Annotated in this window: 23 protein-coding genes; 16 read left to right on the top strand and 7 right to left on the bottom strand. The window is 34.8% G+C overall.

Features of this window, described 5'->3' with window-relative positions:
- Positions 1-84: 84 nt before the first annotated feature.
- From H2O64_RS12660 to H2O64_RS12645, 4 genes are all read right to left on the bottom strand, one after another.
- Positions 85-1,062, bottom strand: coding sequence for a LuxE/PaaK family acyltransferase (locus H2O64_RS12660; RefSeq protein ID WP_187562570.1), 978 nt, complete (start codon positions 1,060-1,062; stop codon positions 85-87).
- Positions 1,063-1,398: 336 nt separating this feature from the next.
- Positions 1,399-3,225 (bottom strand): T9SS type A sorting domain-containing protein, encoded by a 1,827-nt coding sequence (locus H2O64_RS12655; RefSeq protein WP_187562569.1) that lies wholly within the window; start codon positions 3,223-3,225, stop codon positions 1,399-1,401.
- A gap of 182 nt (positions 3,226-3,407) precedes the next feature.
- Entirely contained in the window at positions 3,408-4,589 is a 1,182-nt protein-coding gene (locus tag H2O64_RS12650) for a multidrug transporter (protein ID WP_187562568.1), read from the bottom strand.
- Between the two features lie 40 nt (positions 4,590-4,629).
- Positions 4,630-7,560, bottom strand: coding sequence for a TonB-dependent receptor (locus H2O64_RS12645; protein ID WP_317173827.1), 2,931 nt, complete (start codon positions 7,558-7,560; stop codon positions 4,630-4,632).
- Positions 7,561-7,691: 131 nt separating this feature from the next.
- Here H2O64_RS12645 and H2O64_RS12640 point away from each other — a divergent pair, with 131 nt between their 5' ends.
- Positions 7,692-8,372 (top strand): response regulator transcription factor, encoded by a 681-nt coding sequence (locus H2O64_RS12640; RefSeq protein WP_187562567.1) that lies wholly within the window; start codon positions 7,692-7,694, stop codon positions 8,370-8,372.
- 6 nt (positions 8,373-8,378) lie between these two features.
- Positions 8,379-9,422 (top strand): sensor histidine kinase, encoded by a 1,044-nt coding sequence (locus H2O64_RS12635; RefSeq protein WP_187562566.1) that lies wholly within the window; start codon positions 8,379-8,381, stop codon positions 9,420-9,422.
- Here H2O64_RS12635 and H2O64_RS12630 read toward each other — a convergent pair.
- Positions 9,396-10,457 carry a glycosyltransferase gene (locus H2O64_RS12630; protein WP_187562565.1) on the bottom strand — a complete coding sequence of 354 codons (1,062 nt, stop codon included), beginning with the start codon at positions 10,455-10,457 and terminating at the stop codon, positions 9,396-9,398. The two genes, H2O64_RS12635 and H2O64_RS12630, sit on opposite strands and share 27 nt — an antisense overlap.
- Before the next feature lie 71 nt (positions 10,458-10,528).
- Between H2O64_RS12630 and trmB the strand changes: the two genes are divergently transcribed.
- From trmB to H2O64_RS12595, 7 genes are all read left to right on the top strand, one after another.
- Positions 10,529-11,203, top strand: a complete 675-nt coding sequence (trmB, locus tag H2O64_RS12625; protein WP_187562564.1) for a tRNA (guanosine(46)-N7)-methyltransferase TrmB — start codon at positions 10,529-10,531, stop codon at positions 11,201-11,203.
- Positions 11,203-11,847, top strand: coding sequence for a lysine transporter LysE (locus tag H2O64_RS12620; protein WP_187562563.1), 645 nt, complete (start codon positions 11,203-11,205; stop codon positions 11,845-11,847). The genes trmB and H2O64_RS12620 overlap by 1 nt, the downstream gene beginning before the upstream one ends.
- Positions 11,844-12,179 (top strand): MGMT family protein, encoded by a 336-nt coding sequence (locus H2O64_RS12615; RefSeq protein ID WP_187562562.1) that lies wholly within the window; start codon positions 11,844-11,846, stop codon positions 12,177-12,179. The genes H2O64_RS12620 and H2O64_RS12615 overlap by 4 nt, the downstream gene beginning before the upstream one ends.
- Positions 12,180-12,609: 430 nt before the next feature.
- The gene (locus tag H2O64_RS12610; protein ID WP_187562561.1) at positions 12,610-13,737 is read left to right on the top strand and encodes an Mrp/NBP35 family ATP-binding protein; all 1,128 of its coding nucleotides are present in this window, start codon (positions 12,610-12,612) and stop codon (positions 13,735-13,737) included.
- A gap of 19 nt (positions 13,738-13,756) precedes the next feature.
- The gene (locus tag H2O64_RS12605; protein WP_187562560.1) at positions 13,757-13,999 is read left to right on the top strand and encodes a NifU family protein; all 243 of its coding nucleotides are present in this window, start codon (positions 13,757-13,759) and stop codon (positions 13,997-13,999) included.
- A 65-nt stretch (positions 14,000-14,064) separates the two neighbouring features.
- Complete coding sequence (locus H2O64_RS12600; protein WP_187562559.1) at positions 14,065-15,120, top strand: NAD(P)/FAD-dependent oxidoreductase; 1,056 nt, start codon at positions 14,065-14,067, stop codon at positions 15,118-15,120.
- Between the two features lie 305 nt (positions 15,121-15,425).
- The gene (locus tag H2O64_RS12595) at positions 15,426-15,761 is read left to right on the top strand and encodes a 2Fe-2S iron-sulfur cluster-binding family protein (protein ID WP_187562558.1); all 336 of its coding nucleotides are present in this window, start codon (positions 15,426-15,428) and stop codon (positions 15,759-15,761) included.
- A gap of 14 nt (positions 15,762-15,775) precedes the next feature.
- On the opposite strand, the gene H2O64_RS12590 is transcribed toward H2O64_RS12595, so the two are convergent.
- A complete protein-coding gene (locus H2O64_RS12590; RefSeq protein WP_187562557.1) occupies positions 15,776-15,988 on the bottom strand; it encodes a hypothetical protein in 213 nt (70 codons plus the stop codon).
- Between the two features lie 191 nt (positions 15,989-16,179).
- Between H2O64_RS12590 and H2O64_RS12585 the strand changes: the two genes are divergently transcribed.
- The 3 genes from H2O64_RS12585 (at position 16,180) to H2O64_RS12575 (ending at position 19,561) form a co-directional block, all read left to right on the top strand.
- Positions 16,180-16,488 carry a hypothetical protein gene (locus tag H2O64_RS12585; RefSeq protein WP_187562556.1) on the top strand — a complete coding sequence of 103 codons (309 nt, stop codon included), beginning with the start codon at positions 16,180-16,182 and terminating at the stop codon, positions 16,486-16,488.
- A gap of 3 nt (positions 16,489-16,491) precedes the next feature.
- On the top strand, positions 16,492-16,905 hold the full coding sequence (locus H2O64_RS12580; protein ID WP_187562555.1) for a hypothetical protein: 414 nt from the start codon (positions 16,492-16,494) through the stop codon (positions 16,903-16,905).
- A 283-nt stretch (positions 16,906-17,188) separates the two neighbouring features.
- A complete protein-coding gene (locus H2O64_RS12575; protein WP_187562554.1) occupies positions 17,189-19,561 on the top strand; it encodes a GAF domain-containing protein in 2,373 nt (790 codons plus the stop codon).
- Between the two features lie 15 nt (positions 19,562-19,576).
- On the opposite strand, the gene H2O64_RS12570 is transcribed toward H2O64_RS12575, so the two are convergent.
- Entirely contained in the window at positions 19,577-20,821 is a 1,245-nt protein-coding gene (locus tag H2O64_RS12570; protein WP_187562553.1) for a Pycsar system effector family protein, read from the bottom strand.
- A 159-nt stretch (positions 20,822-20,980) separates the two neighbouring features.
- On the opposite strand from H2O64_RS12570, the gene H2O64_RS12565 reads away from it, so the two are divergent.
- Genes H2O64_RS12565 through H2O64_RS12550 form a run of 4 tightly spaced genes read left to right on the top strand, consistent with a single transcriptional unit; the run spans position 20,981 to position 25,495 of the window.
- A complete protein-coding gene (locus tag H2O64_RS12565; protein WP_187562552.1) occupies positions 20,981-21,238 on the top strand; it encodes a glutaredoxin family protein in 258 nt (85 codons plus the stop codon).
- On the top strand, positions 21,235-21,489 hold the full coding sequence (locus H2O64_RS12560) for a peptide methionine sulfoxide reductase (RefSeq protein ID WP_187562551.1): 255 nt from the start codon (positions 21,235-21,237) through the stop codon (positions 21,487-21,489). The genes H2O64_RS12565 and H2O64_RS12560 overlap by 4 nt, the downstream gene beginning before the upstream one ends.
- A complete protein-coding gene (locus H2O64_RS12555) occupies positions 21,486-21,755 on the top strand; it encodes a hypothetical protein (protein WP_187562550.1) in 270 nt (89 codons plus the stop codon). The genes H2O64_RS12560 and H2O64_RS12555 overlap by 4 nt, the downstream gene beginning before the upstream one ends.
- A 50-nt stretch (positions 21,756-21,805) precedes the next feature.
- On the top strand, positions 21,806-25,495 hold the full coding sequence (locus tag H2O64_RS12550; RefSeq protein ID WP_187562549.1) for a metallophosphoesterase: 3,690 nt from the start codon (positions 21,806-21,808) through the stop codon (positions 25,493-25,495).
- Positions 25,496-25,534 lie beyond the last annotated feature (39 nt).

Genomic DNA, 25,534 nt, shown 5'->3' with positions numbered 1-25,534 from the left:
CTATTAAGATAGAAATTATTTAACATTTAAGTCGAAGAATAAAACGATTGATTACAAATTGAAGCGTAGTTTGTTCATTTTGAGTTAAAACACCATTAAATTACAACCTCTGATATCCGAATGATCAAAGCGTCCTAGAATTTCAAAAGAGTTATCAGCATGCACTTTTCCTAAATCTTGCGTAGCAATAAAAGCACAAGAATTAATGTTTGCTAAATCGATTACATTGATGCCACCCGATTTTCCGTTGGGTTGAATTGTTAAGGTATCTTCAGGATCGCGCGTGAAGATTTTCATCCAAGGCGGCGTTTGAAAGATTCCGTTTCCTTTGGAATATCCTTGTGAAAGTAGTTCGGTCATGCCGTATTCGGAATGAATTTCGGTCACGCCAAAACCTTCACAAAGCTGTTGATGCAATTCTGCGCGAATCATTTCTTTTCTGCGACCTTTCATGCCGCCAGTTTCCATAATAATGGTATGCTTTAGCTGGAATTGAGTTATTTCAATCAAATCTAATAAGGCAAAAGAAACGCCAATTAAGAGCACTTTTTTTCCTTCTTGATCTAGTTTGATGAGTTGTGCAGTAAGCGCTTTTAAATCGTGTAAGTAAAAATCACTTTCTGCGTGTTTGCTTCGCTTGATGAGGTCATTTACCATATAGGCTAGTGAAGAGCCAGTGCGTTCTAAATAATTGGGCAATAGCGCCAAAATTACATAGTCTTCAATGTTTCCATAGAAATGTGCAAATCCTTTTAGATAGCTTTCTTCATAGATTGATACATCTGTTACATGATGCTTGCTTGGTGTGCTTCCCGTAGTTCCAGAACTTGTAAATGTTTCTTGAATAGGGTTGTTGTTGGAGACAATTTCGTGCGATTTAAAGAATTCGATGGGAAGAAAAGGAATGTCTTCTATTTTTTTGATATCGCTTGGATGAATGTATAGTAAATCACAAAATGAGCGATAGGTAGCATTATTTTCAAATTGATGTTTGAACGTTTGAAACGCAAGTGCTTCAAAAGTTGTTTCATCGGTGATATTGAAAATAGTATTGGAATTCATTTTTTTAGGCTCAAACGACAAAAGTACTTAAAATAAGAAGAAAATTAGTTTGATGGGATTCTGAATTAAAATCAGAATGATGCTTTTCTAGACTTTTTAAAACTGAACCTAGCTAAGCTAACAATCTTAAGTGTGTCTTGTTGATTTCTCAAAACTGATACAAACTATTATAAGATCCCGCTTTTCAGCGGGATTAGTTCAACTAATAACTTTGTGTGCGTCATAGATACTGAATCAAGTTCAGTATAAGCTTCTCAAAGTTGAGTTTCACTAAATTAAAAAAGCATCTTGAAACTTCAAGATGCTTTTTTTGTATGTAATATGTGTTTGGTAAAATTACTTGATCACTAATTTCTTAGTAGCCGATTTACCATTTTCTGTAATTTGAACTACATAGACTCCTGATTGTAAACCAGAAACGTCTAATGTGTTTGTAATTGTAGTATTGATTACTTGTCTTCCAATAATGCTGTATACTTTTACGTCTTTTGCATTGTTTGAAGCAGAAGATATCGTTACTGTACTTCCGTTTGAAGGATTTGGATACATGCTAAAAGATGTAGTTCCGAATTCTTCTGTACTTAAAGCATCTTCAATATCACTAGCATATCTTGGTAATACTTGGCGTGTTCCGTTGAACTCTCCTCCTAAACCAATAATATTAACATGTGTAGAAGGAATCACACTTCCGATGATGTCTTCGTCACCAAAAGAAACTCTACAAACAGTCATGTCTGTTCCACCAACTACAGTTACATTATAGTTTGTGTTGTCAGCAAACATTCCGCCAACATCTCCAGCGTCAAAAGTTGCGTCTATTAATCTAATTAATCTACTTTCGTATGTTTCACCATTCGTTAATAAATCAGAAACAGTTACATCAATTGGAGTTATTGTGTTTCCAGTTGTAGCTGCACCAGGTATATTTGCTGTTGGTACAAATTGTAATACACCACCAAATTGAGATAATTGACCTTGTAATCCAATGATTCCGTCTCCAATGTTTAAAGGAGCACTTAATGTTCCTGCTACATCATCAATTAAGATTCCAGCAGCACCATCTTGGATGTATTTTTGATTTCTTGTTCCTTCTGTTACGATATAAGAAATGAACGCTTGACCAGTTAGTTCATAATATTCACCAATAGTTCCAGCACGTAAGTCAGTGATGTTAGTTACTTGAGTAATAGCTGCAACAGAGAAAGATACCATTTTCGTATCAACTACCATGTTGTTTTCAAGTAATTCAACAGTTACGTTGTACATACCACCATCCATTGTAGTGACACTGTAAGGACTTGTAGTATCAGCATCAGTAGGATTTGCATCTACTGTTACATTTACTTGGTTTCCAGCGATCATTAAATCAATGTTTTGCGTTGTAAAAGTTACATCAACATTTGAAGTTCCTGGGTCAAACACACTAGCATCAGCAGGCGTTACAATACTTAATGAAGGAACTGAAGAGTTGTTCATGATTTCGTTCCAGTTTGTTGCAATACGAACACCATCAATTGCTACAGCTGGAATGTTACTAGATTGACGGAAAGCAATCGCTGAAATTGTTGTTCCAGTACTTCCAGTATTTGTAGCTTCTGGCGTTGCAGGCTCCGTAGGAGTTACAGCAGATAGTACATATAAGTTAGAAACTCCAGTAGCAATCTCGTAAGAGAAAACTAATAAGTATGTTGTATTTAAACTGTAAGGAGTTGTTCCGTACGTTAGTGTAGAGCTACTAGCTCCAATACCAAAAAGTACATTTCCACTACCGTCATCTTGTGCTCCAACTCTTGCTCTAAAACCACCAGAGTTAAAGTGCATAAAGTAATTCCCTGTACCCACAGCACTTAAGTTTATAAGTGCACTTCCATAGACAGTTCCAGAAGAAATTCCAGTAAAAGCTCTATTTACGTCTTGAGAAGTCCCTGAATACGTTGCGTGTCCACCAATTCCTGATGAAGGGTAACCAGCCATCGTTAAACTAGCAGGAGCAGCAACATACGCAACTGGTCCTGTAGATCCTGAGTGTTGAACCCATGCTCCACCACTTACTGCAGTTAAATCTCCAGCTGTCGTTCCATAATCAAAGTCTTCAACTAATACCTGTCCAAAAGTGACAGTAGATATTAGCAAAGCAACTAATAATAAGTAATTTTTAATCATATGTTATATTTTAACTATTTATAATAATATATAGTGCAAATATACAAAAGAACTTGAATTGTCATACTAGACTTGCGTATTTCTACGTTGTTTTAACTATTTGATAGCAAAAGAATTACTGTATAAACAGTAAAAACGCCTTCTAGTCAGAAAGCGTTTTTTATTTTGTATGTTTTTTTGAATTAATTTCCTACCGTCCAACCAGCGCCCCAAGTAGCGTAGTCAGTTCCAGTTCCGTTTCCGTCACCAGTGATAAAGTCAGCATCTGTAAACATAACTCCTGTATCATTTTTTACTTTCAAAGTGATGTCTGTGAATAAAATATCTGTAACAGAAGTTTCTCCACTTGTAACTCCAGCTCCAGTTGGGCTATCAGTATCGTTTCCATCTAAGTCAAATCCTTCTGCGTATCCTTGTAAAACTACGTTTGTAAATGTAGCTCTTGTTCCAGCTCTTAAACGAATTGCTTCACTACTGTTAGCAGACCCTAAACCAATGATTGTAAGGTTTGTTAATGTTGGACTAGAAAAGTAGATTGGGTTTGAGTTGTTTCCGATGTCAGTGTTGAAACCATCAGCTTCAATTCCTTTGTCGTGATCAGCTCCATGCTTTACATACGCATCCGTAATAGTTCCGGTGTATCCTTCTGTCCAATCGATAGAATCATCTTGTGCATTTACAACAGAAACATTGTTTACGTTTACTGTTCCGCCAAAGAATTCAACACCATCATCTTTTCCTTCGAAAACTTGAATGTATTCAACAGTGGTTCCGTTTCCAACTCCGTAGAAAGAAATTCCATTGTTTTCAGATTGTCCATCAGCAGCTCCACCAGAATATTGTACACGTACATAGCGTAAAATTCCTGAGTCATCAGCAGCATTATTTCCTCCGTAAGGTAAACTCGCAATTTCAGAAGTTGCTGTTGCAGTTCCAGCTACAGAATTAATAGGCGCGCTTCCTAATAAAATTAATCCTCCCCAATCTCCAGCAGTTGGTGCAGAAGCATCAGACGTAAAGATAATTGGATTTGCTGCAGTTCCTACCGCATTGATTTTAGCACCTTGAGAAATAGCAATATACACATCAGCTCCAGAAGCTAATGCTTCTAAGGTCATTCCTGCAGGAACTGTTAATGTAGTACCAGATTCCATGATTAATGATCCGTTAACTTTGTAAGAGTTATTGATGTCTAATGTTAAATCTTCCGTGTATGTACCAGATAAAAATATTGTTGAACCTGGAGTTACGGGCGTTGTTCCACCGTTATTTATGATGTTAATGTCGGCAGTATCATCTGAAGCACAAGAAGTGATTGATAATAACCCTAAAAGTGCGAATCCAAATACTAAGTAATTTTTCATTTCGTTAATTTTAAGTTGTGTTGTGAAAGGTTGTTGTTTGTTAAAAATTATATTTTAATTGTACTCCTATATTTCTTCCTCTATCGAAATTAGAAACTCCTTTTCCGTTTGTTGAGGTTACCAATACATCTCCTCCAGAAGTTTCTCGAACGTATTTTATTTTTGGATTTAGTAAGTTTCTTACGCTGAAATTAATCTCGAAGTCGTCTGTAATTTTATTCTTTAAGATAAAGTCTAATGTTGGCACTGCTTTTTCAACAATGTTTCCTAATTGTCCAGATCCTAAGGCATCAATTCTGTCTGAGAAGTATGAAAAGACTAAGTTTCCTGTTGGTTTGTAGCTTCCAAATGTTGGAGAGTAGCTTATATCTGCATTCATAATGAATGGAGAAGCTCCTTGTAATTGTTCTTTATCATTTCTAAAACTTACACTATACGTACCTTCAACAGCATCATATAAGTCTTGTTCTGTGTGCATTATTGTGGTGTTTAAACCTACAGAAAGTAATGTGTCTTCATTTTCGTCTTGTAATAAGTTCTTTCTAATTTCAATTTCTACACCATATACATTTGCTTGTTCACCAGTTCTGAAATACCGTTGTGTTCCCGTAGCATCAAAAGCAACAACTCTGTTGATTGGATCTTTGATTTGTTTTGCGAAAGCAGACACCGAGAAAATTTCCCCTTTTCCAAAAAACCATTCATATTTTACATCGAAGTTTAAAATATCTGAATAGGATATGTCTTTTACATTTACAAAATCTGGGTTGCTTGACCCTAATAAGTCAGGATTTCCACCAATTCTGTTGGTTACATCAATGTATACAAAAGGTGCAGTTTCTTTAAATTCAGGCAATGAAACCGTTCTACTTGCAGAGAAACGTAAGTTTTGCTCTTCGGTTAATGCATATCGAATGTTTAAACTTGGTAAGAAGAAATTTTCATAAGCACTAGCGCTTGAATTTCCATTGTTCCCTAAATTAATTACATCATAATCAACGCTTTGGTCGAATGATTCTAATCGAATTCCTGGAACAATTAACCATTTTTCGCTTTTGATTTCAGCATTTACATAACCTGCAAACAAATCTAAATTACCACTATATGTGTTTTCAGCCAATCCAGGTCTGTTTCTATTTCCTAAAGTAGGAATTGTATTGATGACTCTGATATCATAAATTGCTCCTCCATCAGAATTAAAGTTTTGGATGTTGAAAATGTTATTTAAGTTATTTACATCTGTAATTGCAAAGTCAGAATCTGTAATGTCATATCCGTAACGAATGTTTTCAAAATTACGCTCTTTACTTCTTGCATTGTACCCAAAGTTTAACTTCAAGTTTTCAGTTGCTTTGTATGCAAGATTGATACGTCCGTTAAATTCTGTATCGTCAATATCTTGGAAATAACGCTGGTTGTCAAAATCTACGTTACTGTAAAATGTAGGATTTGTGGTTGGATCCGTATCCAACGCAAATTGATAGTTTTCGATACTGATACGCTTTCTGTCTGGTTGTTTTGCCAATACAACATTGTAACCCGCAGCCCAATCAATTTCAATTTTTTCGTTTTTGTGATTACCAATCAATTGGTTTACATATACTTGGTTTTGATCGAACTGAGCATTCATTTGATAAAAACCTTCATCTGTATTTAAGATTGCATCTCTATTTCTTCCTTTTCCGTCAATTCCGAAATATCCAACTTCATTTGTAGAACTGTTGATGAATAATGAATTGAATTTAAGTTTGTTTTGATCATCAATCTTATAATTTACAGTTGTCATAGCCGTTGTTGTTGTGCTATATTCGAATTCTTCTGCATCTCCAAAAGCTTTCTTTTCAACCGTTGTAAAGTCAGTCGCTTCTCCTCTTCTATATTCATACGCGTTTTCAAAAGAAACCGTTCCAAATACGCTTAAACGAGAACCATTTTCAAAATTAAAAGATTTTCCAGCAGATGCTCCAAAACTTACATTAATAGGTGCGCTTACATCTTCTGGGTCAATTCCGTGTGATAAAATCACAGCGAAAGGATTCTGATTGTGTCGTGCATAATCTCCAAAAAACCCAGAACCTTCACTTTTTACAAAATTCTCTCCGATGGCGTTTGTATTGACGCTAGTTCCTGCAAACACATTAAAAAATCCTTTTCCTTTATAATCTTTCGAATCAATATTTACATTACCCGCAGCAAAATCTCCATATTGTTTTGCAGAATATGCTTTGCTAATCGATACATTTTCAATGATATCAGAAGAAAATAAACTCAATTCAATATTCTTCTTGTTGATGTCGTTTGCAGGTAATGGCAATCCGTTAAAAGTGGTATTCAAATATCTGTCGCCCAAACCACGTACATATACATTGCTTGATCCTTCTTGTTTAGAAACTCCAGATATCTTTGAAACTGCACCAGCAGCATCGCTCACACCTTTTTTTGCCAATTCTTCCGCACCAATACTTTGTTTGATATCTACGGCTTTCTTTTGTTCTAATAACAAAGCAGCTTCCGATACTTTACGCGTTGTAGTCGTAATAATCACCGCATCTAATGCAGCAGCATTTGCAGACAAAATCACATCGAGTGTGGTAACTTTCCCAGCATTTACAACCACATTTAGCACTTCTTTTGTTTCGTATCCAACAAAACTAAAAACGAGTGTATAAGTTCCAGGAGCTACATCTGGAATTTGGTATAATCCGTCTAAATCGGAAGTTGTTCCTTTAGTTGTTCCTTTTATTGTAATATTAGAAAACGGTAGTGGATCATTATTAACTTCTTTATCTAACACTTTTCCGGCAATAGAACCATTGGTTTGTGCATGTCCTATTATAAAGGTAAAGAATAGGAAAAGTGTGCATGTAATTTTCTGTCTCATTTCAATTTTTATTTCAATTACAAAGAAATGGGCAGCTTGTAAAGATGGTGTTACTTGCAGGTTAAAACTTTGTGATGTGTATGTTAGCATAATGTTATCATATTAAATGTGTGTTAACTGCTTTCAATATTTAGTTTTATCTTTACTTTTGAAGTGTTGAAATAATACATAACTATTGTTTAATAAAACAAAATCAACTACTTAAACGAAACAACGCACAAATGAAAAAAAAGGATATTAAAATCTTACTTGTTGATGATGAGCCAGATATATTGGAAATTGTTGGATACAATCTATCATCTGAAGGATATCAAATTTCAACGGCAACAAATGGTATAGAAGCTATTGCAAAAGCAAAAAAAGTAAAACCGCATTTAATCATTATGGATGTAATGATGCCAGAAATGGACGGTATTGAAGCGTGTGAAAATATTCGAAAAGACAGCAATCTTGCCAATACAATAATTACGTTTTTAACTGCTAGAGGAGAAGATTACTCACAAGTTGCTGGATTTGATGCTGGCGCAGATGATTACATTACAAAGCCAATAAAACCAAAAGTGTTGGTGAGTAAAGTAAAAGCATTGCTTCGCAGACTGAAAGATGATGACAGTAACGCTCAAATTGTTACGGTTGGAAACATTGTCATCAACAGAGAAGAATATAAAATTTTAAAAGACGGTGTAGAAATCATCTTACCAAGAAAAGAATTTGAATTGCTATCATTATTAGCTTCGCGACCAGGAAAAGTATTCAAACGTGAAGAAATTTTGGATAGAGTTTGGGGAAATGAAGTCATTGTTGGCGGACGAACGATAGATGTACACATTCGTAAACTTAGAGAAAAAATTGGCGAAGATCATTTCAAAACCGTAAAAGGCGTAGGTTACAAATACGTATAATAATACATGGCAAAAAAACTCAAAAGATCCTATCGGTTTGCGCTGCGTTCGTCGTTATATATTACCTTATTTACAACGTTGGCGTTAGTCATATTGCTATATTTTTCCGGAATTCAAAACGTGATAATACCTATACTCTTTATGTGTATGTGTTTTACCTTTTGTTTCTTCATCATTCAATATAGAGTTGAACGTTTTATTTATAGGCGTGTAAAACGAATTTATGACGATGTAACGTTGTTAGATGTAAGCGATTTTCAGAATTATCCGATCACAACTGATATGGCAACGTTAACAAAAGAAATTGAAAAATTTGCCACGAATAAAAAACTCGAAATTGAAACCTTAAAAATTCGAGAAAACTATAGAAAAGAATTTATTGGGAATGTTTCTCACGAATTAAAAACGCCATTATTTACCGTGCAAGGCTATATTTTGACGTTGCTTGATGGTGCAATGGAAGATAAAAACATTCGTAAAAAATACCTAAATCGTGCAGGAAAAGGGGTAGAGCGTCTTATCTACATAGTGAAGGATTTAGACATGATTACCAAACTCGAAGCCGGCGATGTACACTTAGATACGGAAGAATTTGACATCATTGAATTGGTGCAAAATGTATTTGATCTGTTGGAAATGAAAGCAGCTAAAAAACAGATTACACTAGCATTTGACATGAATTATGCGAAACCAATTATGGTGTTGGCAGACAAAGAACGAATTCAGCAAGTGCTTACCAATCTCGTTGTAAACTCCATAAAATACGGGCGTGAAAACGGAACTACAGAAATAAGCGTTGAAAACTTAATCCGAAATAAAGTAATTGTGCGTGTAACAGATAACGGAGAAGGAATAGAGCAAGAAAACATCCCACGATTATTTGAACGTTTCTATCGTGTGGACAAAAGTGGTTCGCGTGAAGAAGGTGGCTCAGGTTTAGGACTTTCCATTGTAAAACATATCATTGAAGCGCACAACGAAAAAATATATATAGAAAGTGAATATGATGTCGGTTCCGAATTTTCATTTACGTTGGAAAAGGCGGAATAAATCTTCATAATTTTCTTCTTGATTAAAACTGCTCAATCCTTTAAAATCGTGTACGCGCGAAAGTTGATCAATAGAAAAATCGGCTTGTGTTGCAAATGGAACTAATTGTTGTTTTTGCAACCGTTTGGCTAAATATTCTTGTTCAAACTGCCCTGGAGTTGGAATAAAAAATGCTTTCTTCTGCAACTTTGCCAAATCCATTACGGTGGTATAACCCGATCTACACAATACAAATTCACTTTCGTTAAATGCCTTTTCGAGTTCGGCACTTTGCATAAAATTAAACACATCACAATTCAAAAACTGAAAACGCTCCTGTTTAGTTTCAATCTTTCCACGAACAAAAAGTACGTTGCCATCAAAATGTTTCACTTCTTCAAACAACTTATCTTCCAACATCGTTCGTTGCGGTTCGGGTCCTGACAAAATCACCATCAAATCATACACCATTGGTGCTTCTTGCGCATGCAATCTACTCAATGGTCCAATATATTTTAGCGGAAGTGAACTATTTTTTAAATGTCCCAATTTTCCAGAAAGATTTGGTTTTCCGGCAACATCAGGAACCCAACATTCATCAAACTTTTTAATAACTAATTGATGAATTTTACTGCTCAGCCAAGTAGTGTTTCCGCTTAACACATTCAATTGATGTGTGATAAAAACAGAAGGCACTTTTTTGCTGTACACGCCCAATCGATTATCAGAAATAATTCCGCAAAAATCGCGTGTCTTTACCAACTTTTTAATAATCTTTTTTTCTTTCGAAATAGCTTTCATCATCTTTGGTGAATCTTTCAGTATTTTCAACTTAAAATTCGTTCCTTTCTTAGCATATTCTATTTGATAATCGGGCAAAGCGATGGTTTCCAACTCAGGAAACTCTTTCTGCAACAACTGCAAGGCAATTCCATCGGAAGCCAACACAGGTGTAAAATCGTGCGAAAGCAATGCTTTTATAATAGGAATGCAACGTGTAGCATGACCTAAGCCCCAATTTAGTGGCGCAACAAGTATCGTTTTGGAATTCTTCATGAAATCAAAGATAAGAATATTAAAAGGTCTGCGAGATTTTCTTAGTTTTGTCAAAATATTAAGAAAACATTGTGGGAAGTAAAAACAAACTAAAACGCTTTAGAGAAAACGATACGTTTTCAAATGTGATACAACCAACACGCGAAGAAATTGTAGCAAATGAATTTCCGCTTAAAGGAAAATGGAATAGCGATTTTTTCAAGAATGACGCGCCAATTGTATTGGAATTAGGTTGTGGTAAAGGAGAATACACGGTAGCTTTAGCAAAAAAGTTTCCAAATAAAAATTTTATTGGAATCGATATCAAGGGTGCTCGGTTTTGGCGAGGAGCAAAAACGGCTTTAGAAGATGATATGAAAAATGTTGCTTTCGTTAGATCTCAAATAGAACTCATAGAAGGAATGTTTGCAGAAAATGAAGTCTCTGAAATTTGGATTACATTTCCAGATCCGCAAATAAAATACAAGCGTACCAAACACCGAATGACGAATGCAGAATTTTTAGCACGCTACAAAAAAATACTAAAAGCAGAAGGAACTGTACACTTAAAAACGGATAGCGAATTTATGCACGGTTATACATTAGGACTCTTGCATGGCGCAGGACACAATGTCTTATACGCTAACCATGATGTATACAAAAATGAAGGAAGTCCAGCCGAAGTTACTGACATTCAGACATTTTATGAGTTGCAATATTTGGAAGTAAACAAAGCAATTACCTATATTCACTTCAAAATCAAGTAATGACCGATCTCATTATTCTCTTTTTTGTTACCTTTTCGGCTGCACTCTTAGGTGTTGTGCCGCCCGGACTAATAAACATTACAGCGGCAAAAATAAGTACACAAAAGGGGAAAATGAATGGTGTGATCTTTGCACTTGGCGCTTCGCTAGTAGTTATTGTTCAAGCAATAATTGCGGTTTCCATCTCTAAATATCTATACCACAATCAAGAAGTTATCGATGTATTACTAAAAGTAGCATTGGTTATTTTTGGACTCTTAGGAATTTACTTTTTCATCATTGCCAGAAAGAAAAAAGAAAAGCGAATCCGAATGGTGAAAGTGAGCAAAAAAAGCAGTTTCTTCAAAGGGATTTTCTTAGCAACGCTCAACGTATTGCCAATTCCATACTTTGCAGGACTAAATGCTTTGTGGAATGTTTCTGACCTGATGGAATTTACAATCACGGACATTGTCACCTTTGTATTGGCGGCAGGTTTTGGTACGTTTGCCATGTTGTATATGTATGTTTTTTACTTTGACAAATCGCAATCGCGCTCAGGTAAATTCTCTAAATATTCAGACTATATTTTAAGTGTACTCATGTTAATTTTGGTGATCGTTACACTTGTACGTATCTTTTATAACGGACAAGACATCACATGAAACCAGAAAACAAAAACTTCTTTGAGCGTGTATACGAAGTTGCAAAACTCATTCCGTACGGACGTGTTACCAGTTACGGCGCTATTGCCAAATACTTAGGTGCAGCAAGAAGTGCGCGTATGGTTGGTTGGGCAATGAACAGTTCTGGAAAACATGAAGATGTACATGCACACAGAGTTGTCAATAAAAAGGGATTGCTCACAGGAAAACATCACTTTCAAGGCACAAATCTCATGCAACAATTGTTAGAAAGTGAAGGCATAGAAGTCATTGACAATCAAATTCAAAACCTAGAAAAACACTTTTGGGATCCAGCAACAGAATTATCTTAATGTATCAATTTGATAATGAAAACACTTTTATATTTTTGAATTTTACTCAAAGTGTCAAGTTGAACTTGATTCAACTTCCCACAAGTAACGCAATACATAAATAGATTCCTGCCTCCGCAGGAATGACAAAATTAATCCATTGAAAACATTCGTGCATTCGTGGCTAAAAAAAGGTAAACCGCAAAATATCAAATTTTAAATATTAAAGTCAAAAGTCTTTTTTTAATCATTATAATTTTTCAATTCTTCAATCTTTCAACACATAAAAAACACAAACACTATAAACCAAACACATCGACCTATCAATCATTTCGATTTCTTCGCTTTACAATACGAACTTTTACTACTATCTTTGCAATTTAGAATCAATTTACATTAAAGGGCTAAAAAATACATTTCATCTAAACTTATAGATTAAAAAAACAACGTTGTGAAAATAGAAAAGAAAGACATACAAGCAGCATTAAGTACCATCACTGTTCCAGGTGAAGGCGCAAACATGATTGCTAGCGGAGCGGTACGAAACATAATGACATTTGCAGATGAAATTGTAGTTGATATTGTCATTACAAATCCTGCATTACAAGCAAAGAAAAAAGTAGAAACGTCAATCACTTCCGTTTTACGTGAAAAAGTATATGCAGACGCTAAAGTAAAAGTAAACATAAAAGTAGAAGCGCCTGAAAAACCTCAAATCAAAGGAAAATCGTTGCCAAATATCAAAAATATTGTGGCGGTTGCTTCTGGAAAAGGTGGTGTTGGAAAATCTACAGTTACAGCAAACTTAGCCGTAACTTTAGCTAAAATGGGCTTTAGTGTTGGTGTATTAGACGCTGATATTTACGGACCATCAATGCCAATAATGTTTGATGTAGAAGGCGAAAAACCATTAGCGGTTCGTGTAGGTGATGTTTCTAAAATGAAACCTGTAGAAAACTATGGTGTCAAAATACTCTCTATCGGATTTTTTACAAAACCAAATCAAGCAGTCGTTTGGCGTGGACCCATGGCGAGCAAAGCCTTAAATCAAATGATTTTTGATGCCGCTTGGGGCGAATTGGATTTCTTACTCATCGATTTACCTCCTGGAACTGGAGACATTCACTTAAGCATCATGCAGTCGTTGCCAATTACGGGAGCTGTTGTTGTAAGTACACCACAAAATGTAGCATTAGCCGATGCTAAAAAAGGGGTTGCTATGTTTCAACAAGAAAGTATAAACGTTCCTGTATTGGGAATTATAGAAAATATGGCGTATTTTACTCCTGAAGAATTGCCAGATAATAAATATTACATCTTTGGAAAAGAAGGTGCTAAAAACCTAGCTACAGATATCGATGTGCCATTCTTAGGAGAAATTCCATTGGTGCAAAGTATTCGTGAAGCTGGAGATGTTGGACGACCTGCAGCAATGCAAACAGCTACATTAATAGAAGCTGCTTTTGAAAAATTGACACAAAATGTGGTACAAGAAGTAGTTAATCGTAACGAAAGTTTGCCTGCTACAGAAGCTATCAAAATAACAACGATGGCAGGATGTTCAGCAGTTAAAAAATAACACGTAAACAAGATACAGGATGACAAGTGAAGAAATAAAAAATAACGTACAAAAAGCATTGGATGAAATTCGTCCTTTTCTTCAAAGTGATGGCGGCGATATTAGACTCGTAGGAATTGAAAATGATGATACGTTGGTAAAAGTACAACTAGAAGGAGCTTGTGTCGGATGTAGTGTAAATCAAATGACATTAAAATCTGGTGTTGAAATGACCATAAAAAAACATGTTCCGCAAATAGAAAAAGTAATCAGCGTTGACTAGCTGATAAATGTCATAACAAGACATTCTTGTACATGTTATTTTTGTAATATATTATTGAAAGAAAAATGATTAAAACCGATATACTCATTATTGGAGCTGGTCCAACTGGACTGTTTACTGTTTTTGAAGCAGGATTATTAAAATTAAAATGTCACCTAATTGATGCATTGCCACAGCCAGGTGGACAATGTTCTGAAATATATCCTAAAAAGCCAATCTATGATATTCCTGGATACCCGGAAGTATTGGCTGGTGATTTGGTCGACAATTTAATGAAGCAAATTGAGCCATTTGAACCAACATTTACGCTTGGCGAACGCGCAGAAACTATTGAAAAACTAGACGATGGTACATTCATCGTTACTACAAATAAAGGAACAAAACATCACGCGCCAATTGTTGCCATTGCTGGCGGATTGGGAAGTTTTGAGCCGAGAAAACCACCAATTCAGGGCTTAGCAAATTACGAAGATCATGGAGTCGAATATATCATTCGTGATCCAGAAATTTATCGTGATAAAAAAGTTGTTATTGCAGGTGGAGGCGATTCTGCACTCGATTGGAGTATCTTTTTAACAGATGTTGCTTCGGAAGTAACCTTAGTTCACAGAAGAAACGAATTTCGTGGCGCATTAGATTCTGTTGAAAAAGTACAAGAACTCAAAAATCTCGGAAAAATCAATATGGTTACGCCTGCGGAAATCACAGGAATTCATGGAGAAGGCAAGGTTACAGGTGTTGAGGTTTCTAGAAAAGGAGAAGCATCTTTTACCTTAGAAACCGATCATTTCATTCCACTATTCGGATTGGCGCCAAAACTAGGTCCAATTGGAGATTGGGGATTAGAGATTGAGAAAAACGCAATTAAAGTTGACAATACATTAGACTATCAAACCAACATTCCTGGGGTTTATGCCATTGGCGATGTCAATACCTATCCAGGGAAATTGAAATTGATTCTTTGCGGATTTCATGAAGCAACGTTAATGTGTCAAAGTGCGTATCAACGGATCTTTCCAAACAAAAAATATGTAATGAAATACACAACTGTTAGTGGAATTGATGGTTTTGACGGATCTCGAAAAGAAGCACCAAAAGCGGTTGTAAAAGCAATAAATTAATTATAGTGTCATTGCGAAAGTTCTTTATATTGAGCAAAGCAGAAATAGAAAAAACTTGTGGCAATCTGTTTTTCGATTAACAGATTATTTCACTATCGTTTGTAATGACGTAATAAAGTAACATGTTCTCGATACAATTTTTCATCATTTCTGACTTCGTCAAGATGATAAAAAATCACTCGAACTGACGTCTTTTTAAATCAGAATTACGTCAATTCGAGTAATTTTTGAAGAGAAACGGAAAAAAATGTATCGAGAATAGCTTTAAAATCAACAATCGTAAATCACAAAATCGTACATCAAAAATGTCACAAGTAGACATCACACTAAAAATAACAGACCGAGAAGGCGTTTTGCATGAAGTACAAGCGCCAACAGACATGGCAATGAATCTCATGGAAATTGTGCGTTCGTACGAATTAGCACCCGAAGGAACTATTGGAATTTGTGGCGGAATGGCAATGTGCGCTTCGTGTCAATGTTATGTGAAGTCTGATCATGAACTGCCAGAAATGAGCGTAGACGAAGATATGATGCTTGCAGAGGCGTTCTATGTAGAAGATAACAGCCGTTTGGGTTGTCAAATTCAAATGACACCAGAAATGGATGGTTTGGAAGTTGAGTTGGCGCCGGAGAGTTGATAGTTGTTTTTGATTTATCCAATCATGGTAATCAAATCGCTCATGCCATCAAGTAGAAAATTTATTCCTTTTTTGAAAACTTCTTTTTTTCCTAGCTCTAAGATTTGTTTCAATAAAGGCAAACTCTTTTTTCTAACATTAGCAAAAAAGCCACTAATTCTCCTAACAGTAACCTTCTTGGTCATATTAGGTATTTCGCTTTTAATTAATTCTGCTTCTTTAATCAATTCTTCATTTACTTCTTCGTTGACTTTAAGTAACTTTATTACATCGACAAAATAGTTGTGAAAAATTATTTGTTTTTTTAATTCACAGGGTTTTATATCAGCGTCTTCATCTACAATTTCAAAATTTGCATAGAACTCTTGTTCATATTCGTTAAGAATACGTTCCTCAGGAGTTAGATTAACTTTATTATATGATCTTATTAGCTTTGTCCATTGAGAGAGGAGGAGTTATGTATTTTAGAAAAACAACAGCTGCTGATAATAAATTAGAAGAATTTTTAGGGTTAATAATCCATGAAGGAACACATGCTTTAGAGTCTATAGTGGAGGCAAGTTTAGATTTTAAAGAACAAGTTTTAAAATTTGGAAATATACATTCTAAGGAAAAAAGAGCTTATTTTTATCAAAGACAATTTCAGATAGAAATGGGTTTTAAATTAGATTTTAGATATTTAAATGAAATATCAAAATTTGTAAAAAATAATTATAAAAAAATATAAAGAATGAAACCAATTATAAAATTATTACTAGACGAGTTTATTGAACATAGAATAAGCCATTTTCATGGGAGTAGTAAGTACCATTTATTTGCCAAAACTAATGAAGCTTTAGGAGAAACAGAAATAGGAACACCAATCATTAAATTATTAGTTAGAGATATACTAATGTGGCATAAAGACCTTGTCCATTTAGCAATGGAAGAAGAACACGATTATGAAATCACAGTTAAGGATTTTTTCTATGAAAATTTTAAAACCTTTTTCAAAACATGCCCAGAACTGAATCTTTTATTTAAAATGGAAGGTAAAGTCATTACCTATGCAGATTCGTTAACATCGGAAGAAATAGCAGAAATACGTCAATACTTTTTAGATAACTTAGAAGTATCAATTCGTGTTACGCGATCTCCAAAATAAGTACTCTAATATTCGTAAAATTATCTGTAAAAGACTCTTGAATATAGGATAAGTCATTTTCATGTGAGTAGTAAGTACAATTCATGAAGAAGATTAAATTTTTTCGGCATGCTGAACCGAATGCTTAGTTTGTCGAAGTACAGCATTCGGTTCAGTGTGACGCGTGTCAAGGAAAAATCTGATAAATTCAACAATCTAAGCAAGTCTAAAAAAGTCTAAGAAGTCAAAACAATAACCACATAATGTAAGATTCATTATCTTTGTAGACTAAACTGTTTCAGTTATGGAAAACAAAAACGAAAATAATAATTTAAGTTTGCCGTTACAGCTTGTGATCAGTTTTGAGCAAGTAATGTCATTCTACGATAAATATGTGGAAGATGAAACTCATCCATATCACAAATCTGCAAAAGAAATTACCACATACTTAGACACGTATCCGGAGTTGCGTTCAGGATTTACAGAGCTGTCAAAATTAGAAGAATATAAAGAACAAATCGATCTGCTTTTAGATGCTTTGTTTCCAGAAATTCTTTCGGATAATGAAATCAAAGTAGCAACGGTACCATTTTCTTTTCAATCCTTTAAATATTCGAATCGACTCAAAAAAATACTTGAAAATGCAGAGCATGAATACTGCTTTACCGCTAGAAATTTAGCCGAAAAAGAACTGTATTTACATGCGTGCGTCATGATTTTGAATGTATGTTATGGATATACAATCGATTTAAAAAGACCTTTCTTCTTTGATATTCCCGATGAAAATTCAGGTATTACCAAGCACTACAGAGTTGCGTTTAATGGCGATTTTTGCCAGATTGTCCCAACCGAAAATGCGCCTAAGATTACCGATGAAGATGTAAAACTATTGCTAGATAACTATGAAAACATCGAAATTTGGAAAGAAAAATTTCCGTTAGAAAGTTACATTTTCAAAGGCTTTGGAATTATGAATCTATTTGATGTTACTTTTGACGAAACGCTTTCTTCTTTGCGAGAAAACTTGTTGCGAAGTGATGACAATCTTCTTTCAGATATTCGTCAAAACTTAAGTGAATTTTTCAACATAAAAGATTTAAAATTAGGATTTTCCATGTATGGAACTCCTGAAAATGGCACTTATATAAGTCACATAAAAAAGTCTGAAAGCCTAATTTTCAAAGATGAAAAAGAAATAGCATGTTCCGAATTCTTTTGCGAAGGAATCATGAAAAATATCTTTAAAGATCACAAAGAAATGGCAATTTCTGATGTTGAAAAATACAAATCGCATGCGGGTGAAAACGGATTTTATAAACGATTGAAAGTACAAGGAATTCAGAGTATTATCTTAATTCCTATAAAAGCATCTAAAGGTAGAGACTTAGCCGTGTTGGAAATTGCGTCTCCAAGAGCGTATGATCTCAACTCGGTAAATCAACAAAAATTAAAAGATATCATTCCAGTATTTGAAGCGGCGGTTTCGCGTGCTTCTGAAGATTATCAAAATATATTAGAAGCTACAATTCAAGAACAATATACTTCCATTCATCCTGCGGTAAAGTGGCGTTTTTATGATGCTGCCGAAGATTATCAAAACAAATTAGCGGAACATGTAGAAGATCCGATGATTGATGATATTGTATTTGAAAATGTATATCCACTATTTGGACAAAGTGATATTAAAGGTTCTTCTCTGGCGCGAAATGAAGCGATTAAAGAGGATTTAACAACACAATTAGAATTAGCAATACATGTTTTAGAAGCTGCGCTTAAAAAAGTTGAATTGCCAATATATGAAGAATTGATTTTCAGAATTGCTGAGTATTTGAATCATACAAAAGAAGGATTAAATGCAGGTGACGAATTAGGCATTTTACAATTCTTGAAAAAAGATATTTATCCAGTATTCAATCATTTAAAAAATTCGGACGAAGAAATCGCTGCAGTTGTAAAGACATACATTGACAGCTTAGATGATGAACTACAAGTAGTGTATGACAAGCGAAAAGCGTATGAAGACAGCGTAAATATTCTGAATAAAAAATTAGCAAATTACCTCGATAAAAAACAAGAAGAAGCACAAGAAATGTTTCCGCATTATTTTGAGCGATACAAAACAGATGGTGTAGAGTACAACATGTACATTGGACAATCGTTGGTGAAAAATAAAACCTTCAACGATTTGTACTTATTCAATTTGCGTTTGTGGCAATTGCAGAATATGTACGAAATGGAACAAGTGGCGCATCAGGCTAGAAAGAAAATGGAGCACGATTTAGAAGTTGCTTCATTGATTTTGGTGCATAGCAGTCCGTTAGCGATCAAATTCCGAATGGATGAAAAACAATTTGATGTAGATGGCGCATATAACATTCGATACGAAATCATTAAAAAACGTATTGACAAAGCCAACATTAAAGGAACTAATGACCGATTGACGATTCCGGGGAAAATTGCCATTGTATATTCACAAGACAAAGATGCACGTGAGTATGTAAAATATATCAAATATATGCAATCCAAAAACTATTTTGGAAAGCTAGAAAAGCTGGAATTGGAAGACTTACAAGGTGTTTCAGGTTTACGAGCACTTCGTGTAGAAGTACTATATAAAGATGATTTCAACGAAAAATCATCCATAACAATAGATGAATTAATGGAAGAACTCAAATAGAGTTCTTCCTGCTTTTTAATGCAGTAAAAAAGCTGTTGTAGCCTCATGTGTCTTTCTACCAACTTCTGGATCTCTTGTGTAAAAGGCAATAATAAAAGAAAGGACACTAATTACAATTCCGATCATAAATACGGTATATGTAGTTCGCAATATGCTATATTTTCTATTCAAGACCAATCCTAAAAAGTATAAATCTTTGGTAAGTGAGCCGTATAAATAATCGCGATCTTTCATCATTTCTCCCATTCCCCATTCAAATTCATCCAATTTCATCTGATGAAAATTTCCAAAAAATAACAAATTCACTTTCTTATTGGCAACATCTTCTTTGCTAAACTTTCCTTGTGTCACATTAGGTCGCGTAGCCAAAATAGAAAGTACAATTGATGCTACGGTGAAAACTGCAAAAATAATTGTTGGGTAAATTAAATAATCATTTGAAGGATTATCAAGTTTAGAAACCAAGTTAGAAAGTACTAAAGATATAATAATGGCATTTACCGATAATAATATGTTTGCTTTTGTGTCAGCAATATCACTTAACGTGATGTGATTTCGTAATGCGACACGAAACATGGTTTCAATTCCACGTTCGGGCAATTCAACTTTATTCTTCTTAAAACTTAACTCAGCTTTTTTATGTTTTAATTTCGATCGCTCAAAAGAAGATTTACTTTTTGTTTTTAATAGTTTTGATAAATTTTTCCCTTTGCGTTTTTGCCAATTTTTTGCAGCATATGTAGTATGAAAACTGTGCGAACTCGTTAAAAATTTAATATTCTCATCGAGCCATTCATTTTCTGTAAGGACTCTATCTTTGGTAAGTTCCCATTCCTTGCGCAACAACGCTGTTAAATCCTCAAAATTCTTACTTCCGATATGCGCACAATCGGCATCGCAAATAACTTTTTCAAGAAGTGTTTTGGGCGAATAGCCCATTTTAGTCGCCAAAATTAATTGACTAACCGCATTAATATCTTCTTCGGAAGCGTTTTGTTGTTTTAGGAAATCGGTGGCAATTAGTGCACCATCATGTTCATGACCTTCAATTCCTTTTGTATATCCTGTATCATGAAACCACGCTGCAAGCAATAATTGTGTTGCTTCGGGATCAGTAATCGCTAAGGCTTCAATAATTTCTTGTGTACTTTCAACAACACGTTTGGTATGTGATAAATTATGATAAACAAATTTGCTGTCTAAATTCTTATTCAAATAATCAACAACAAAATTTTCAGCTTCAACAATAAGCGTATCCATAAAGGTTTTTTTAATTTAAGTAAAAATACTAAACTTTCATCAATCTTGACAAAAGAACAGTAAAACGTATAGTTTAGTCATATATTTTACGAAACCTTTCATAAGGTTTTGTTAAACATACAATTGTAAGTTTATAACAAAAAAACGACTTAAAAAAGTGTGAAAACAATTCCTAAAATAAAACTATTCGGAACCGCAGCCTGTCACAAAACAAATTACTATATAGATGTTTTGAATGACACAGAATTTCCATATCAATTTTTAGATGTTAATGAAAATGAAGCGCATGCGGAAGCGTTGCGAAATCTATATGAAAATAGAAAACTAAACTTTCCTACGATTACCATTGGCGATAAAAAACTTAGAAATCCACGTACAGAAGAACTCGAAAAATGGTTAAAAAAATTAATGATATGATACTTATAAAATACATTGAGCAATTACCACTTGGATATTCCGAAGTCCATTATCATAACAAAAAATATGGAGTCACAAAGAGTGAATTCAATCATGGAAATAGCTATAAAATCTTCGCCGAAGAACTAGGTGGAAATGATTTTATAAGTTTAAATTATTATATTACAAGTAAAGGCGAACTCCTAAAACCTTGTGAAATGCCCGAACAAAAAGTCATTCACTTTTTAACCAATTTAAAAAAACAGACATGAATATCATCGAAAACCTAAAAAACTACTTTACGACCAATAAAAATCAAGAAGCAACCGTAAAAGCTCCAGAAGGAATCTGCCCAAACTGTTGGGGGAAACAAGAATGGGACGGTCAATTTTACAAAAAAATAACGGCAAACAACATTACTCCAGAACACAATGAGTATAACAGCTTTATCCACGAAGTTGCGAGTAAACTTGATAAAATAATACTAAAAAAAGATACCTATACATGCGAAACGTGTGAGGTCAATTACAAAAAGTAAATCATTTTGAAAATGAATGATTATCTTTAAATCGAATAAAACACCAACCAATGATAAAATCTTTACGATCAGTAGGAATAATAGTTCTTTTACTATGTTTTAGTGCCTGTGCTACCTTCAAAGCACAATATGCTGATAAAATGAGCGTAAATCCGTTTCCAGCGGAGAAGGAAATAAAACATTCTTTTTATCTTATCGGTGATGCTGGAAATTCTCCACTAGGCGAAACTTCGATTGCGTTACAAATGTTTGAAAAAGAACTGCAAAAAGCTTCCAAAAATAGTACAGCAATCTTTTTAGGAGACAATATCTATCCTGCCGGATTGCCTGAAAAATCAAATGAAAAAAGAGCTTTTGCAGCACATCAATTAGATGTTCAAACAGGAATTGTAAAAGATTTTAAAGGGAAAACAATTTTCATTCCAGGAAATCATGATTGGTATAGTGACGGCTTAAAAGGATTAAAACGTCAAGAAAAATATGTAGAAAAAATTCTTGAGAAAAATACTTTTCTGCCAGAAAACGGATGCCCTATTGAAAAAATTCACATTGGTAAAGACATCGAATTAATTTTAATTGACAGTCAATGGTACATTACCAATTGGGACAACCATCCAACCATCAATGATGATTGCGATATCAAAACCAGAACAGAATTCTTAAATGAATTTAGTAGTTTGGTCAAAAAAGCACGTGGAAAAACAACGATTGTTGCCATACATCATCCGATGTATACAAATGGTTCACACAACGGACAATACACGTTTAAAAGTCATTTATCACCAATTCCAGTATTGGGAACACTGAAAAATATAGTTCGCTCTACAAGCGGAGTTGCCAATGTGGATATGTCTAACAAACGTTACAATGAACTCAAAAAGCGAATGGTTACCATTGCGCAAGAAAATGATAAAGTCATCTTTGTTTCAGGACACGAACACAGTTTGCAATACATTATAGAAGATAATTTACATCAAATTGTAAGTGGTTCAGGAGCAAAAATATCAGGAACACGCAATGTTGGTGGCGGGCAATTCTCGTACGGAACCTATGGTTATGCACGATTAGATGTTTTCAAAGATGGTTCTTCTTATGTGCGATTCTATTCGGCTACGGACAATAAAATAGTTTTTGAAACGGAAGTCATCAAAGCGGATGCAGAAAAAGCAAAAACAGTCTATCCAGCAACATTTCCAAAAGAAATGTCAGCATCAATTTATACCAAAGAAGAAACGGACAAATCTAATTTCTATAAATTTTTATGGGGCGATCGATATCGAAAACAATACAGCACGTCTGTAAAAGCACCAACGGTAGACTTAGATACCTTATTTGGCGGATTGAAACCTGTGCGAATGGGCGGAGGAAATCAATCAAAATCCTTACGACTTGAAGATAAAAACGGAACGCAATACGTAATGCGCGCGTTGCGAAAACAAGCATTACGCTACTTGCAAGCGGTACTTTTTAGAGATCAATACATCAAAGGTCAATTTGACGATACAGCTACAGAAGATTTATTATTGGATGTATTTTCGGGTGCACATCCATACGCACCTTTTGCCGTCGGAACTTTGGCAGATGCCGTAAATGTATACCACACGAATCCTGTACTGTACTATGTGCCAAAACAAAATGCCTTAGGGAAATACAATGAAAATTTTGGTGGCGAATTGTACATGATAGAAGAACATACTTCGGAAGGACATAGCGACAAAGCGAGTTTTGGCTATCAAAACAAATTGATAAGTACGGACGATTTAATGAAAAAACTCCACGAAGATGAAGATCTTGTCATTGATGAAGCATCGTACATTAGAGCGCGTTTATTTGACATGCTCATTGGCGATTGGGACAGACACCAAGATCAATGGCGTTGGATAGTATTTAAAGAAAATGGTAAAACAGTATATCGTCCGCTTCCGCGCGATCGTGATCAGGCGTTTTCCATCATGTCTGACGGATTTCTACTAGGAACTGCGGTAAAAATAATTCCAACAGCACGATTATTACGTAAATATGAAGAAGACTTAGTAGATGTAAAAGGCGTTAATGTAGAACCATATCCACTCGATATGGAACTCATTCAACAATCTGGAAAAGATGTTTGGGACGCGCAAGTAAAAATGATTCGAGAAGGGTTGACAGATGAAGTCATTGAAGAAGCATTTTTAGCATTTCCAGCAGAAGTACGTGATGAAGCTATTGCTGAAATAAAAAAGAGTCTAAAAGGAAGACGCAAAAACCTGCAAGCAATTTCAGATCGATATTTCAAACTAGTGAACAGACTTGCGGTTATCAAAGGAACCAACAAAGACGATTGGTTTGACATTGAACGTTTGCCAAATGGCGAAACAAAAGTGACTGCCTACAGAATAAAAGGTGGAGAAAAGAAAGACATCTTTCACGAACGTGTATATAACAAAAAGGAAACAGCTGAAATCTGGATTTACGCATTAGACGATGATGATGTTTTTCATGTACATGGAACAGGAACTAAAATGATCAAAGTGCGTTTGGTTGGTGGACAAAACAATGATACGTATGACATTCAAAACGGAAAAAAGTTAACTTTCTATGATTACAAGTCTAAGAAAAGTACCATTAAAACGAACAAAGGAACCAAAGTTTTAACGGACAATTACGAAACGAATGTATACGATTACAAAAAACTAAAAAACGGAACAACGCAAATATTACCAGTCTTAGGTTTCAATCCGGATGATGGTTTCAAACTAGGATTTTCAGCGGTACAAACCAATTACGGATTTGAACGCAATCCATACACTTCGCGTCACAGTTACAGAGCTGCATATTACTTTGCAACCAATGGATTTGATGTAGGATATTTAGGAGAATTCAACAATATTATTGGTAGATTGAATTTACTCATTGGTGTAGATTTCAACAGTCCTAATTATGCTGTTAACTTCTTCGGATTTGGAAACGATACACCAAACTTTGAAGCGGATGACGATGACGGATTGGAAGTAGATTTAGACTACAATCGTGTCAAAATACGAACATTCAGACTTAAACCTTCCTTAATGTGGCGTGGACAATTGGGCGGAAGTCTTCGCGCAGGATTACTATATGAAAGTAACGAAATAGAACGCACTACAGGACGTTTCTTAGATCAAAGTTTGCCTGCAAACTCAAGTCTATTTGACAAACAAGATTTCTTTGGAGCCGAAGCAAAATATCATTTTGAAAATAGAGATAACAAAGCATTTCCAACAATGGGAATGGAAGTAAGTTTGGAAACAGGATACAAAAACAATGTGAGCACTTCCAAAGGATTTGGATATGTAATTCCTGAATTTTCTATCAATCATCGATTGACTTCAAGTGGACAAGTGGTATTGGCAACAAAATTGCGCGGACATATAAACTTTGGAGAAGGATTTGAATTTTATCAAGGAGCAACCTTAGGCGCAAACACAGGATTAAGAGGGTATAGAAACCAACGATTCACAGGAAAACGTGCGTTTGTACAAACAACAGACATTCGTTGGAATCTTCGCAAAATAAAAACAGGATTATTGCCTGTAAATATTGGTGTTTTTGGAGGATTTGATTATGGTCGTATTTGGATTAGTGGCGATCCGTCTAGAAAATGGAATACATCACTTGGAGGTGGAATTTGGCTAAATGGAGCTGATGTATTGACGGCAAATTTATCATTATTCAATTCGGATGATGGAATGCGTTTTGCATTCGGAATTGGATTTGGTTTTTAACACATCACATTCATGAAACTATTTAGAAACCAAAGAAGC

The organism is Kordia aestuariivivens (genome assembly GCF_014397005.1).
Taxonomy (GTDB): domain Bacteria; phylum Bacteroidota; class Bacteroidia; order Flavobacteriales; family Flavobacteriaceae; genus Kordia; species Kordia aestuariivivens.
Note: the sequence above shows the minus strand (reverse complement) of the source record. Positions and strands in the feature narration are given on the sequence as shown.